This is a genomic window from Leptolyngbya sp. AN02str, assembly GCF_050565595.1.
Taxonomy (GTDB): Bacteria; Cyanobacteriota; Cyanobacteriia; order Elainellales; family Elainellaceae; genus Kaiparowitsia.
Genome location: NZ_JBNXVR010000006.1, coordinates 72226 through 87113 on the forward strand (window position 1 = coordinate 72226; position 14888 = coordinate 87113).

Here is a 14888-nt window from a genome sequence, read left to right on the forward strand (position 1 = left end):
CCTCAATGGGCTGCAGTCGAGCCATTTAGAGTTTCAGGTTATAGTGACGTATAAAGTTTTACCAAGCATTGCCTCTCATTTCCATACCGTCACCGAATGACTGCCGAACTTCCTTCCGATATTTCTAAAGTTGTGGCTGACCGCCAGACTGCTTCTGTGGATCGCGCAAGCAGGCTCAAGGTGCTGCCTTATCATGTGCTACGTCGGTTAACCATTGGCACCAAAATCGGGCTGGGCTATGCCTTGGTGCTTGGCATGGCAACCTTTGGAAGTTTAGCGGGATTGGCGGTTGGGAACCGAATTCGCTCCCAAGTAGCGGCTCAGCAGGAGCTGTATTCTCAACAAGAAAAGCTGACCAGCGACCTGCAAATGGCTCTGCTCGAAATCCGCTCTCGCGAGCAGCAGCTAATCCGACTCATTCATAATCCTAGACAATTTCAGTTTGAATATTCCTCAATCAAGTTGCGCATCGATCGCGCACGATTGCTTATGGCAGATTTTGAGGAGTTTGCCACTCGCAATCCAGCATCAGTTCAGGATAGCGATACCACCACGTTGGCTCAGCTTTTGCAAAATCGCAGGGCCGTAGACCAATATTTGAGCCAAATCGAAGCCCTACTCACTCAGGCGTATACCCTTGACGACGATAGCGACTTGGTTAATGTGCGCTTACGGGAACAGCAGCTATTTGAAGCGTTTTACCAAAGCCCAACGGTCCTAAAGCTGGATGAGTTCTCGCAACGGCTGAGCCGCGTACGAACCAGTATGCAAATTTTGGAGGATCAAGCGCTTCAAGATTTGGAAGCGGCAGAACTGCTGCGGTTGCACATTGTCTTGGGCAGCGCGATTGTCTCGATTGCTCTGTCTATTTTCATGGCCATTTATATTAGTCGGGCGATCGCCTATCCGCTCATTGCCACCACCCGCGTTGCGCGCCAAGTCACCAGCGACGCCAACTTTGATTTGCAAGCTCCCGTCACGACCCAAGACGAGGTTGGAGTCTTGGCAGATTCTCTCAACCGCCTCATTCAGCGAGTAAAGCACCTACTGCAAGAACAGCAAGCCGCCGCCGAAGCCCAGCAACAGTTACAGCGGCAGCAAATGATTCAAAGCGAAAAGATGTCGAGCCTGGGCCGTATGATGGCTGGCGTTGCTCACGAGATCAACAACCCAGTCAACTTTTTGTATGGCAATTTGGATCATGCCAATCACTATGTTGCCGATCTGCTCGATTTGCTGCGGTTATACAAAGCCGCAATGCCCAACCCTACCATGGCAATTCAAACCAAGACCCATGAAATGGACTTGGACTTTTTAGAAGAAGATTTGCCCAAGTTGCTGCAATCCATGAAACTAGGAGCCGATCGCACTCGCCAAATTGTGCTGAGCCTCAAAAACTTTGCTCGCATGGATGATGCGGAACCCCACTCCGTTGACTTGGCCGCTTGCTTGGACAGCACATTGCTGATTCTGAACAATCGCATCAAGCAAAAAGTAACGATCGTTCGCAATTACAATAGCGTTCCAGCCATTCAAGGCTATAGCGGCTTGCTGTATCAGGTTTTTATGAATCTTTTGAGCAATGCTGTGGATGCGTTGGATGAGAGCCAAGCCTGCTCTACCACTCCCGCCAAGTTGGCAGATGCACACTTACCACCCTGCAACGCCAAAATCGAAATTACCCTCAAGCACGACACAAACTGGGTCACCGTCAGCATTGCAGACAATGGCTGCGGCATTCCAACGGAAAAAATGGACCGCATCTTTGAGGCGTTTTACACCACAAAGCCTGTCGGCATTGGCACAGGGCTGGGCCTATCCATTAGCCGCGAAATTATTGAAGACAACCACAAAGGCAAAATTACCTGCCGATCAACTCCTGGCGAGGGAACCGAGTTTCGCATTCAGCTACCTAACGTCAGTTCGGGTTAACGGCTTTTTGTGTACGGATTGTGCACACAAAACGGGTGTTTCGATTCCTCAAGAACAGACATTACTGCCATGTGCTGACCGCGCGTAGATCCTCGGGAATAGTGGTATCCGTCGGAAACTCCAACGTAGTTTCTCGCAGACCTAAGTACCCAGAGTTTGCAAAAGATAAGAGCACACGCTGCAAAGCGACCCACACCTCGGCATCAAATTCCCAATCTCGCTCATAGGGTGCATGGGCGGCGATCGCCTTCAAAGCCCAAAAGTAGCTGTTGCGGACAATCGAGCCTTTCTTCTTGTATTCGGGTAAGTCCTCTTGCTGGACGTATAAGATATCGTCTTCGATACGGGCTTTCACAACACGTTTGTACCACGCCAAAACAGAGTGCGTGTGTACTAATTTAACCTAACCAGTTCACATCGTCCACCAAAGGAGCCGATGGAGCAGAAGAGGGCGGGCGTTTCTCGGGAACGGGTTGCGGACGAATCGGTTGCGGAGACACCACAGGAGTTGATTTAGAGCGGGCGGACGGCTCTGGAATATGGCCCATGGCAACCTTAGGATTGCGGTTCAGCTGTTCAGCCGCTATTTTCTTTTGCTGCTGTTCCCACCGTTGATAGGCATTGCGCTCAGGCTTAATTACCTTTTGCACAATCCACTCAACGGTTTGCTCTTTTACCCAACCGCGTGCAACCACCACCTCGCCAAACTTCATACCCGTTGCACGTTGATCATTCAGGGCTACATCCACCTGATCGGTTGTAATCAAGCCAGCCTCTAGCAAGTACCCTCCCAATCGCTTGGGCTTAGACGGGGCAGCTACAGCCGAAATTTGGTAGCGATCGCTCCTATCTCGCATGGTTTGCCCAATTCCTACTTACAACAGTTGATATACGGATGTAGATGATGTCTACTTCATCACATCTTCACTCAGCCAGCCGTGCTTCAGGAACATTTGCGATCGTAGAAAAATCGCTATCCCTGGACTCTGTATGACAGTCGTAAATGTTTGCTTTTTTCTTTTCAGTATATCAACTGCTTTACTAGGGCTTCACAAACAGCAACGGTTCTGCGTAAATTTACCCCTTAACCCCGCTACTGGTTTCGGTGGGAACAATGTAGCGCTGCATCACCACAAAAAACAGCAAAATTGGCGCGATCGAAATCACAGAACCCGCCGCAATCAGTCGCCAGTCGTCGCCCGAAAAGGCTCCGGCCAGCTTCGCCACACCCAGCGGCAACGTGTACATTTCCGGCTGATCGAGCAAAATCAGCGGCCACAAAAAGTCACTCCAAGACCCAATGAACACAAAAATGGCCAGCGTTACCAAAGCAGGACGCACCGCAGGCAGCATGACATGCCACCAAATGCCCAGTTCCGAGCAGCCATCCATACGGGCGGCTTCTTCCAATTCTTTAGGAACGCCTTGGAAGGCTTGCCGCAGCAAAAAGATACCAAACGCTGAGGCGATCGCCGGAAAAATCAGCCCCAGGTAGCTATTTCGCAATCCCAACTGCACCGCCAAAATGTACAGCGGAATCATCACGATTTGAAAGGGAATGAGAATGGTAGCAACTACCAGACTGAACAGAATTTCTCGACCGCGAAAGCGAAGCCGCGCCAATGGATAGGCCGCCAGTGAGCAAAACACCAGATTAAGCGTGACCGTGAGCAGGGCGACGAGAGTGCTATTGAACAAATAGCGGCCAAAGGGATTGGTGTTCCAAACCTGAACAAAGTTTTGAACCGTGGGTGCTTGCGGCAAAAACTGGGGCGGAAACGTAAACAGGTTCTCGCTAGGCGATTTGAATGCCGTGCTGACTAACCACACCAGCGGTAGCAGCATGACAAGCGCGATCGCCCCCAGCAGTAGGTAAATTCCAGCCGTTTTAATCCAGGTTTTTGTCACGGTCATCTGCCTACTGCTTCTACTTACACTTGATGGGCCATCATTGGCTCTAGGGTTACTGCCGATGTCGGCTGAGCTGATTCTAAGTTTACGGCGTTGGCTGGGCCGAGGAGTCAATTCCCTTCACCCATACATTCATGCTGGTAAGTGAGATCGGGCCAAACTGAGTTGCCAGGGCCACATCTGCCGCATCACGCCCATAGGCAATGGCAATGCGGTTGCCTCGTGGTTCCGGCTGGGTAGCATCGAAGGTATACCAGCGATCGCCCACAAACGCTTCAAACCAAGCGTGCAAATCCATCGGCTCTAGCTGATACAGATAGCCCACCACCATGCGAGCTGGAATGTTGAGGCTGCGGCACAAGGCAATGCCCAAATGGGTAAAGTCTCGGCACACGCCAACCTGACTTTCTGCCGTATCTGCCGCAGAGGTAGAAGCGTCGCTCGTCCCATATTCATATCGAACTTCGGCATGGATCCAGGCTCGAATGGCCTCGACCTGTGCATAACCGGGCGATCGCTCTGCCACAATTTGCTGCGCCAAACTGCCCAACATATCCGACTGGCAGTATCGGCTTGGCAGCAGAAATTGCAGCGCGTCATTGGGCAAGTGTTCAACGCTTACATAGGGCGCATCTGGTTCCACATCAATGGTGTCGCTGGTTTCTACGCAGGCCAGCGTATACACCTGAAACCGCCCCGCTGGCGCAATCATACGTTGGCACAGGTTGCCGTAGCTGTCGGTGTATTCCACCACGGGCACCGTTGGCTCTAGCTGATACTCTTCTCGCATCACCCACTGCCCCACGCCACTGCGAGGCCGCAGCATCAACACTAAGGGAGATGCCTCCTCGGCTTCAAACACTAACTGACATCCGGCTTCTAGCTGCATAAGGGGGTGCTCGGTACGGCCCAACTGGGTTCATCAATGGTCTTCATCGCTGTAGCCAACTCGCCATCACAGCTACGGCTCAACAGGCAAAGTTTGGCCAATTGTCATCATAAAGGGGAACCATCAACAGACAGTTCCCCCTGAACAACCAAACGAGAGTTTAGACCACCATCAGCTAGCCACCCACAGAGGCGACTTCATCATGCTGAGGGTGCAGCGATCGCCCCGTTTGCAAGCTGGCATAAAGTCGATTCAGCGCATTCATATAAGCCTGAGCCGACGCCACAATAATGTCGGTGTTGGCCCCATGCCCTGAGAAGATGTGGTCGCCATGCTTTAACCGAATGGTCACCTCGCCAATCGCATCGATGCCTGCCGTTACCGACTGCACCGAAAATTCGATCAGCTGGTTGGGAATATCCACCACGCGGTTAATCGCCTTGTACACCGCATCCACTGGCCCCGTGCCAATAGCCGCATCCGTGAGCTCTTCGCCATCGGGCGTGCGCAAAATCACGGTAGCAGTAGGCCGAGCATGGTCGCCACACGACACATGCACATGCTCCAGTCGGAACAACTCGGGCACTTGCTGCGCCTCGTCGTTGACAATTGCCTCCAAATCCCAATCGGTCACTTCCTTCTTCTTGTCGGCTAGCTCCTTAAAGCGAAGGAACGCGCGGTTGAGCTCCTGATCGGCCAGCTCATAGCCCAACTCCTTCAGGCGAGTGCGGAAGGCGTTGCGACCCGAGTGCTTACCCAACACAATTTGGTTATCGGTTAAGCCAATGGACTGCGCATCCATGATCTCGTAGGTGAGCTTGTGCTTCAGCACCCCATCCTGGTGAATGCCCGATTCATGGGCAAAGGCATTGGCCCCGACAATCGCCTTGTTGGGTTGCACCAGCATTCCCGTCAGGCTAGAGACGAGGCGCGAGGTCTTGTAGATTTGGTGGGTATCAATGTTGGTCAAGGGTTCTTCCGAATCAACCGGACGGCCTAAGAACGGGTTGTAAAACTGGCGACGCACGTGCATCGCCATCACCAATTCTTCCAACGCGGCGTTTCCGGCCCGCTCGCCAATGCCGTTAATGGTGCATTCCAACTGGCGCGCCCCGTTCTTCACTGCTTCCAAAAAGTTGGCCACGGCCAATCCCAAGTCGTTGTGACCATGGACGGAAATAATGGCCTGGTCAATGTTGGGAACGTTGTCTTTGATGCCTTTGATCAACGCACCAAATTCGCTGGGGGTCAGGTAACCCACCGTGTCGGGAATGTTGATGGTGGTAGCACCTGCGGCGATCGCCCGTTCCAACACCTGATACAAAAATTCCGGATCAGACCGCCCTGCATCCTCCGGCGAAAACTCCACATCATCCACAAATGACTTGGCATAAGCCACCATTTCAGGTGCGATTTCCAACACCTCTTGGCGGCTCTTGCGCAGCTTGTACTCCAAGTGAATATCTGACGTGGCAATAAAGGTGTGAATTCGAGGCTTGGCAGCAGGGCTCAATGCTTTGGCTGCGGTTTCAATATCTTGCTTGGTGGCGCGAGCCAATCCACAAATGGTGGGGCCATCGGGAGTACCCACCTGAGCTGCAATCTTTTGCACCGCTTCAAAATCGCCCGGACTCGCAAACGGAAATCCAGCTTCAATCACGTCCACACCCAGTCGTGCCAGTTGACGCGCGATCGTCAGCTTCTCGTCTACATTCAGCGTGGCGCCGGGAGACTGTTCTCCATCTCGGAGGGTCGTATCGAAGATGATGATGCGTTCTGGCTTGGATGGTGTGTTCATGGCATGTTCACAAGAGATGTATTTAACAGCTAAAACAAGATCACCTGCCAATGGACAGGTGATGATGTCTCATGATTGAGCAATTTTTGCCAGGAGAATTCCCCCAGCTGGGTTAATTGCTATTTTAAGACGGAGTTAGCGGATTCGGGGAAAGAGGTAGGGGCTAGGGATTAGGGTGTGGAGGCTAGAGTTAGAAGAAAGAACTTCCGCCTTCGGCAGAAATCCAGACCCAAGCTCTCCCAACTCCTGCATCTTCCGTCTAGTTCCTAGCCCCTAGCCTCTAATCCCTCCCTAAGGATCTACCTTCTCAATTCTGGGGCGAATGTCGTTCAGATCAATATAGCGATCGGTGGCATTGCGCAGTTCGCGAGCAATCATTCCTTCCGTAGAAACAACGGTGATATGCGTATTTTTCGAACGGAGCAATTCAATCGCCCGTTCAAAGTCTCCATCGCCGCTAAACAAGACAACGCGATCGTATTGATCGACGGTATTAAACATATCAACGACAATTTCAATATCTAAATTCGCCTTTTGAGAATACTTGCCAGAATTGTCGTCGTAGTATTCTTTCAAAATTTTGGTGCGAACGGTATACCCAAGGCTAATCAGTGCATCGCGAAAGCCTCGCTGATCTTGGGGATCTTTGAGGCCGGTGTACCAAAAGGCGTTGATTAAGTTAGTGTCGGGCTGTTCGTTGCGAAAGTAATCCAGCACTCGTCTGGGGTCAAAAAACCAACCATTTTTTTGCTGGGCATAGAACATATTGTTGCCGTCCACAAATATGGAGAGACGGTTCATTACTGTCATAAAGGGTTAAGCCTAAGAATTTCGCTGGAGCGTTTTATTAAGTGTTTTGAGTATAACGAAGCTATGTGTAGTCGGCAGAGAGCTGGCGATCGCCATCACCGTTTTGCCTCAAGATATCTTTCTCAGTCTCACCTCCAAATATATGGAAAACCTATGAGTTTCTGTTGTCGAAAAGATTGAGAAGAGGTGAACTTATCGTTTTTATAGATTCTACAGATAGGAGCACCAATCACTCCAGCTACCAGGATAGAGTTTTGTGTTAGAAACACCAGCCAATTCCAGAGATAGTAGATTGACACAGGCGGTCACTCCCGAACCGCAATACACAATCAGTTCAGATGCATCTTTTACCGTAGCCCAGCGTTGCTGTTGTGCCTCAGGCGATCGCACCCTTCCAGCATCATCCGTAACCTGTTGCCAGGGATAGTTCACAGCCCCAAGAATGTGGCCTGCCACCGGATCAATCGGCTCTCGTTGGCCCAAATATCGCTCTGCTTCGCGAGAATCGACCAGCACCACACCTGGCAAGTCTTTGCGCGATCGCACCTGCTCAATATCCACAACCATATGAGACTGCACCTGGGGAATAAACGTTCCAGGCTGTGGTGTTGACGGCTCACTTGTCACTGGGCAACCCGCCGCCTGCCACGCCCCAAAGCCCCCATCCAGCAGAGCAACCTGGGTATGCCCCATATAGCGCAGCAACCACCAAAACCGAGCCGCAAAGCCAAATCGAGCGTCATCATAAGCAACCACCCAGGTGCCATTCGAAATTCCGGCGGCAGCCAGCTTTTTTGCCAACTCGTGTGGGTCTGGCAAGGGATGACGGCCCCCATGCACCTCCACTGGACTAGACAAATCGCGGTTAAGGTCAAAATAGACCGCTCCAGGAATGTGTCCAGCGTGATATTTCTGATAGCCCAACGCTGGATCGGCCAGGGAGAATCGGCAATCGGCGATCGCCACACCCGGATGCCCTAAATAACCCCGCAATTCATCTATCGATAAGATTGGTGAATGCAATGCAAGCTCCGCCATATCTACAAATCTCTAAAAGTTCGATAAAAATTGTCAGCCTACCGCAACTCACAGCCTGGCTAGGCCCGTTTGCCCAGAATCAAGTGTCCAGAATCAAGCGCGTAGCATTCTCGCGGCTCATCCCCTTAGGTTGAGTGTACGCAAGAGTTGTCCCTCGATACGCCATTTTTTTTTGGCTCAAAAGCGTTCGGAATCGCGGGAATACGTAAATTTATGAAGAACTGCAGTATCAAAACAGGGCAATTTTTCAGAAAATCGCTACTCTGAGAAGATGGCTTCGTATTAGTAGCTGGGTTGGTTTTAGAGCAATGCTTCTAGGCATCTAGCTTGAGAGTTGACCAAGTCTCAAATTTGACTCAGCATTTATTTGACAGGGGTAATCTTGATTTAAACTACTCACATCAAGTTTTATAAATAAATACTCAAATTTAAATTTTGACTAACCTTAAATCCTTGTGTTCCTGGAATGTTTCGTTTTGCAACGGGCATCTCCGTAAAAAACCGGATTCCCCCCGCCTAGTCTCATCAACATACTGAAGAAACGTTCACTCTGAGTAAACTGTTGAATGTTTTTGGGCATCATCACTAACAGTTGGTTTGAATTAGCAAAACGCGAGCATGATCCATCAACCTTGCAGATTGATGAGGTGAAAACTTCCCCGTGAACGGCTTCGAAACAGACAGACCTAAGGTTCTAGTAGTGGATGATCATCCCTCAAGCCGGATGACAGCCGTCGCGCTGTTGTCGGTTGAGGGCTATGACGTGCTGGAGGCTGAAAGTGGCACAGCCGCTTTATCTTGCGTTGTGGAGTCCGATCCGGATCTCATCCTGCTGGATGTCATGATGCCGGGTATGGATGGCTATGAAGTTTGCCGCCAGATCAAGCAAGACGACCAAACCCGCCTCATTCCCGTGGTATTTGTGACCGCCCTCAACGATCGTCGCGCCAGGCTCCGAGGGATTGAGGCAGGAGGCGATGATTTTCTGTCCAAGCCGTTTGATCAGCTAGAGCTATCTGCGCGGGTTAAGTCGCTGATTCGGCAAAAGCGGCTCAACGAAGATCTAGACCATGCTGGTCAGGTGCTATTTTCCATTGCTCGAACGATTGAGAGCCGCGACCCCAACACAGGGGACCACTGTGAGCGCCTCGTTTCTTTGGGAAAGGCCTTTGGTGAGTTTTTGAACTTATCACGGGCTGAAATTCGCGATTTGATGTGGGGTGGCTACCTGCACGATATTGGCAAGGTTGGCATTCCCGATAATGTGTTGCTCAAAATGGATCGCCTGTCTCTTGAAGAGTGGGAAGTCATGCGTCAGCATGTGAAGATTGGAGAGCGGATCTGCCAACCACTGCGCACCATGCGGGGAGTTTTGCCCATTATTCGTCATCACCACGAGCGGTGGGATGGCTCGGGATACCCAGACGGGCTGGTGGGTAACGATATTCCGTATCTGGCGCAGGTGTTTCAAATGATTGATATCTTTGATGCGCTGACCCATGAGCGGCCTTACAAGCCGGCTCTTTCTGCCGAGGAGTCGCTGCGGATCATGGCTGAAGAGGCAGAAAAGGGATGGCGCAATCCTGAATTGATGGAGAAGTTTGCGGCATTCATTTCGGATCGAGCGATCGCTGCCTAAATGAAACCCTTCTTTTTTTCTGTGGCGTGACCCGGCAAACCTTAAACAAACCCATACAAAAACCAGCACCGAACCGCGATATACTCCCTGATGACCTGTAATCAATCGATCATCAGTATGGTAGCGGTAGCAATTCTGGCAGCCGGTAAGGGCACCCGCATGAAGTCTAACTTGCCCAAGGTGCTGCATCCCCTGGGCGGGCGATCGCTGTTGGCTCGGGTGTTAGAAAGCCTGACCTCCATTCAGCCAGAACGTTGCCTTGCGATAGTCGGCTATGGAGCCGAATACGTACGCGCAGCCATGACCGACTATCCCAATCTGGAATTTGTTGAGCAAATTCAGCAGTTAGGGACAGGCCATGCGGTGCAGCAGCTATTGCCCTACTTGCAAGGCTATGAGGGTGACGTGCTCATTTTGAATGGGGATGTGCCACTGCTGCGACCCGAAACACTCCAGCTTTTGCTGGATACGCATCAGAAACAGGGCAATGCCGCAACCATTTTGACGGCCCAGCTTCCAAACCCGAAAGGTTATGGCCGCGTGTTTTGCGATGGAAACAACATCGTGACGCAAATTGTAGAAGACCGCGATTGTAATACGGCCCAAAAGCAAAACCGCCGCATTAACGCCGGGGTTTATTGCTTCCGCTGGCCAGATTTATCTAAGGTGTTGCCGACGCTGCAATCCAATAATGATCAGCAGGAGTATTACCTCACGGATGCAGTGAACTTTCTACAGCCGGTGATGGCGGTGGATGTTGAGGACTATCAGGAAATTTCGGGCATTAACGATCGCCTGCAATTGGCCGATGCCTATGGCGTGTTACAACAGCGCATCAAAGAACGATGGATGCGGGCAGGGGTCACTCTCATCGATCCTGATACCATCACCGTTGATGACCAGGTTGTGATTGAGCCAGATGCGATTATCGAGCCACAAACCCACTTGCGAGGCGCAACCCGCATTGGCACGGGCTGCCGCATTGGACCAGGAACCATGATTGAGAACAGTGTAATTGGCCCAAACGTAACTGTTTTGTATTCTGTCATTAGCGATAGTGTGGTGCAGGCCGAAACCCGGGTGGGTCCCTATGCCCATTTGCGGGGTCATGTTGAGGTGGGAGAGCGCTGCCGCATTGGCAACTTTGTCGAGCTAAAGAACACGACCTTGGGCGATCGCACCAAAGTAGCGCATTTAACTTACCTGGGTGATGCGACATTGGGAACGCAGGTTAACGTGGGCGCAGGAACCATTACAGCCAACTATGATGGTTATCAAAAACACCGGACAGTCATTGGCGATCGCACCAAAACAGGATCGAACAGTGTGCTAGTCGCCCCAATCACCATTGGCGCAAATGTGACGATCGCAGCAGGCTCGGTACTCACTCAAGATGTAGGGGATGACAGCTTAGCGATCGCCCGAGCGCCCCAATCGGTAAAACCGGGCTGGCGCCCCAAGCATTTGCGCGAAACAACCTAACAGCAGCAGTACCAGACAGAAACAGCACAGGGCTGAAACTGTCCCATGCCGTTTGCAAAATTGGCCGAACCTGATAGATTTCTTTCCATGGGTGTAGGTTGTCTCAAATTGCCTTGGTTAGGATAGCGAGCAAGATACATCCCTTCACAAAGGGCAACAAACTCGGCGGTGCATCTGCTGAGACGGTTCACTACTTCAGGAATTGGTTGAAATTTCGTTCCCCACACACTTAAGCCATCGGGTTCAATCGATAAGCCCCGAATGGGCATTGAATTGTGTGGGGAACAAAATCAGGCTCTCTGTTCTCAAGGATGCTGTTGCCTCCTTGAACCCGTTAGAGCCATTGAGTTAGCAAGATTGGAATCAGGGAACGGAGCGTTTGAGCCAGTAGCACTTGGTGTTGCTGTGTTGAGCCATCTAGCTTTTGGGCAATTGCGAAGAACCATCAGGGTCGAGATTGTCAGCGGAGCTAACATCCAGGCCGCTGGCTAGTGCAAAACGGCAGGCAAGCGTTAAAGCGGAGAACAGTAAGGCGATCGCCCTACTGACCTCCCTATTCCTATACCGATAGAACTTACGCACCTCATCCGAAAAACCAGGAGGTTGAATGATGTTTGGAGCGCTTATCGCTCCAAACATCATTCAATTGCGTCAGTCCTGACCGAATCTTCGGGATTGGTCAGTTCATCGATGGGTATCGATTGGTGCTGTCGTGAATGTGGAGACCGCTGGTTCATCCGCTTCTTGACTTCAACGCGATCGCACGTTGATGCAGGGTGTCGCGATCGCACTGGGGATCTCGAACGTTTGCGAACTTCGCCAGAATTCATTGGAACCCTTGCCCCGCAAGCAAGTCCAAGACAATACCGCCTGCTTTTGCGCTTTTGGCGCACCTTCTCCGCGACCAAGTCTCAACCCTTTTCTATGACGCAACGATCCCTCAGCCATATGGATGTTCAGCCGTCGTCAGCTTTACGAACCTTCAGCCCTGCTCAGTCGGTGTCTGCTTGCAGTACCATCAGCGTCTTGCTCGATGCCATTCCCATCCCGGCGGCTATCGTTCGTCAGGCGGATGGCCGCATCTTGCACAGCAATTCTGCATTTGTGGAGTTTTCAGGATCGGGAAAGCAAGTGATGCTACATTCGTTGCTCGATTTGTGCGATTACCCGACCGATCGGCAGCAGCTTCAGGCAGCGTTGGCCCATGCTCATCCACAGCAGCTTCAAGTCCAGTTGCGATCGCTCAGGGGTGGGCTGCAGGCGGTTGATCTGTCGATTCAGTCGCTGGAAGATCCCGGAAGCGTCTTAGTCATGATTCGGCACATGCCAACCCCACCGCAACCCGAGCCTGCCATGACCACCCCAACACCGCAACTCCCCGTCAATCTCGCTTCGGCTCGACCCGAAACCGAGCTTGAACCTACAGCAGAGGTAGTTCAAACCCAGGCGGTAAACCAGATCTTGCAGGCCATTCATCAATCGCTGGATTTGGGTTCTATTTTTACGGGTGCAACAAAGGCGATCGCTCAGATGCTAGAGGCCGATCGCGTTACGGTTTTGCAATATCGACTGGAGGTAGAGCCAGCGGCAAACCATTGGAGAAAAGCGTGCATCTACCCACCCATTCGCGATGCCTATGCAGCGGCGGACTTGGTGATAATCGATGAGCAGGGTGAACTTGTGGAGGCCATGAAGCAGGCCAATATCCTGATGGCTGCATCGCCGCATTCTAGCCATGAGCGGATGCATCGAGCATTCGTGGGCAATTGGCTGCTAGTTCCCCTGTATGAAGCTGCACCCAAATCGGGCGATCGCACAGGTAAAACGACCGTGTGGGGTGGCCTGGTTCTAGAGCGAGATCCAGCCAGATCATCCTGGCAACCTTGGGAAATAGCAAGCGTGCAAACGGTGGCCCATCAGCTGAGTGTGGCGATCCATCAGGCCAATCTGTATCGGCAGGTAACGCTGCTCAATGCTGAGCTAGAGCGGCAAGTGCAAGCTCGCAATGTGCAGCTACAAGCCGCAAATGATATGGAGGAAACCCTAAAGCGCATTACCGACAAGGTGCGAGATTCGCTGGATGAAGACCAAATTTTGCAAACAGCGGTGCAAGAGTTGGCGATCGCGCTGGGTGCCCATAGCTGCAATGCCGCCCTCTATGACTTGGGGCGTGACACCTCCACCATTCGGTACGAATACACTACATCGGGATGTTCGTTTCAAGGGCAAATCACTCGAATTACCAATTTCCCCCACATCTACGATCAGTTGCTCCAAGGACTGACCTTTCAGTTTTGCTCCATGTTGCCCAATCCGGTGCGGGGCCGTGTGGCGATGCTGGCTTGCCCCATCCAGGATGATCAGGGCGTTTTGGGCGATCTTTGGCTCACGACTCAACAGTTTTCTGCCTTTAGCAAAGAAGACCTGCGTTTGGTGCAAATGGTGGCCAGTCAATGTGCGATCGCCCTACGGCAGTCGCGGTTGTTTCAGGCAGCACAGGCCCAAGTCGCCGAACTAGAACGGTTAAATCGGCTGAAGGATGACTTCTTAAGCACCATTAGCCATGAGCTGCGAACCCCCATGGCCAACATTAAAATGGCGATTCAAATGCTAGAAATTAGCCTGAATCGCGAAGGTTTACTGGATATAAATGCCGATAGCGATGAAAATGCACCCGCGATCGCCCGCTACTTCAGCATTTTGAATGAGGAGTGTAGCCGCGAAACCAAGCTGATTAACGACCTGCTGGATTTGTCAAGGCTAGATGCCGAGGCCAAACCACTCACCCTCACCACACTCAACCTTTACGGTTGGGTTCCTCACCTCACAGAATCCTTTGTGCGACGGGCTCGCGAAGCATTCCTGCATCTTCAGATTGATCTACCACCTCAGCTCCCGACTTTAACCACCGACCTAACCCTGCTGGAGCGGGTGCTAACCGAGCTGATTGATAACGCCTGCAAGTACACGCCAGCAGGTGGAACCATTACGCTTGCGGTTAGAGAAGGGCTGCGGGCAGAAACCTCCGGCATCGAGATCAGCATTATCAACACGGGGGTAGAAATTCCCCAAACCGAGCTAGCCTACGTATTTGATAAGTTCTATCGGTTACCCAGTAGCGATCCTTGGAAGCATAGCGGTACAGGGCTGGGGCTAGCCCTGGTGAAAAAACTGGTGGAGCATTTAGGCGGCGAAATTTCGGTAGAAAGTGCCGATAGCAAAATCGAGTTTTGTGTCTTCTTGCCGGAACTGAGACGAGTGGCTCCGTTGGTGAATCTTAGTCTCCCTACCGATGCCTAAACCTGCCCCACCCAACGGGTATGCACACTTGCAGGAGAATCAGCCTCTGAACCCAACCCACAAGACAAACACGTTAGATTCGGTGGGCT

General features: G+C 51.7%; 11 protein-coding genes. 4 read left to right on the forward strand and 7 right to left on the reverse strand.

What is annotated here, in order from left to right:
- The first annotated feature begins 96 nt into the window (after positions 1-96).
- On the forward strand, positions 97-1932 hold the full coding sequence (locus tag ACQ4M4_RS06395; protein WP_430683644.1) for an ATP-binding protein: 1836 nt from the start codon (positions 97-99) through the stop codon (positions 1930-1932).
- Positions 1933-1993: 61 nt separating this feature from the next.
- On the opposite strand, the gene ACQ4M4_RS06400 is transcribed toward ACQ4M4_RS06395, so the two are convergent.
- The 7 genes from ACQ4M4_RS06400 to ACQ4M4_RS06430 all read right to left on the reverse strand — a co-directional run bounded on the left by ACQ4M4_RS06400 (position 1994) and on the right by ACQ4M4_RS06430 (position 8378).
- Entirely contained in the window at positions 1994-2287 is a 294-nt protein-coding gene (locus ACQ4M4_RS06400; protein ID WP_430683645.1) for a hypothetical protein, read from the reverse strand.
- Between the two features lie 43 nt (positions 2288-2330).
- Positions 2331-2789: a hypothetical protein gene (locus ACQ4M4_RS06405; RefSeq protein WP_430683646.1), complete on the reverse strand. Its 459-nt coding sequence runs from the start codon at positions 2787-2789 to the stop codon at positions 2331-2333.
- A 220-nt stretch (positions 2790-3009) separates the two neighbouring features.
- Positions 3010-3846: a carbohydrate ABC transporter permease gene (locus ACQ4M4_RS06410; RefSeq protein WP_430683647.1), complete on the reverse strand. Its 837-nt coding sequence runs from the start codon at positions 3844-3846 to the stop codon at positions 3010-3012.
- Positions 3847-3928: 82 nt separating this feature from the next.
- A complete protein-coding gene (locus ACQ4M4_RS06415) occupies positions 3929-4732 on the reverse strand; it encodes a transglutaminase domain-containing protein (RefSeq protein WP_430683648.1) in 804 nt (267 codons plus the stop codon).
- A 175-nt stretch (positions 4733-4907) separates the two neighbouring features.
- Positions 4908-6530, reverse strand: a complete 1623-nt coding sequence (locus ACQ4M4_RS06420; protein WP_430683649.1) for a 2-isopropylmalate synthase — start codon at positions 6528-6530, stop codon at positions 4908-4910.
- A 291-nt stretch (positions 6531-6821) separates the two neighbouring features.
- Positions 6822-7340 carry an NYN domain-containing protein gene (locus ACQ4M4_RS06425; RefSeq protein WP_430683650.1) on the reverse strand — a complete coding sequence of 173 codons (519 nt, stop codon included), beginning with the start codon at positions 7338-7340 and terminating at the stop codon, positions 6822-6824.
- A gap of 210 nt (positions 7341-7550) precedes the next feature.
- Positions 7551-8378, reverse strand: coding sequence for a sulfurtransferase (locus tag ACQ4M4_RS06430; RefSeq protein WP_430683651.1), 828 nt, complete (start codon positions 8376-8378; stop codon positions 7551-7553).
- A gap of 700 nt (positions 8379-9078) precedes the next feature.
- Here ACQ4M4_RS06430 and ACQ4M4_RS06435 point away from each other — a divergent pair.
- The 3 genes from ACQ4M4_RS06435 (at position 9079) to ACQ4M4_RS06445 (ending at position 14799) form a co-directional block, all read left to right on the forward strand.
- Positions 9079-10017 carry an HD domain-containing phosphohydrolase gene (locus tag ACQ4M4_RS06435; RefSeq protein WP_430683652.1) on the forward strand — a complete coding sequence of 313 codons (939 nt, stop codon included), beginning with the start codon at positions 9079-9081 and terminating at the stop codon, positions 10015-10017.
- A gap of 117 nt (positions 10018-10134) precedes the next feature.
- Positions 10135-11499 (forward strand): bifunctional UDP-N-acetylglucosamine diphosphorylase/glucosamine-1-phosphate N-acetyltransferase GlmU, encoded by a 1365-nt coding sequence (glmU, locus tag ACQ4M4_RS06440; protein WP_430683653.1) that lies wholly within the window; start codon positions 10135-10137, stop codon positions 11497-11499.
- Positions 11500-12423: 924 nt separating this feature from the next.
- Complete coding sequence (locus ACQ4M4_RS06445; protein WP_430683654.1) at positions 12424-14799, forward strand: ATP-binding protein; 2376 nt, start codon at positions 12424-12426, stop codon at positions 14797-14799.
- Positions 14800-14888 lie beyond the last annotated feature (89 nt).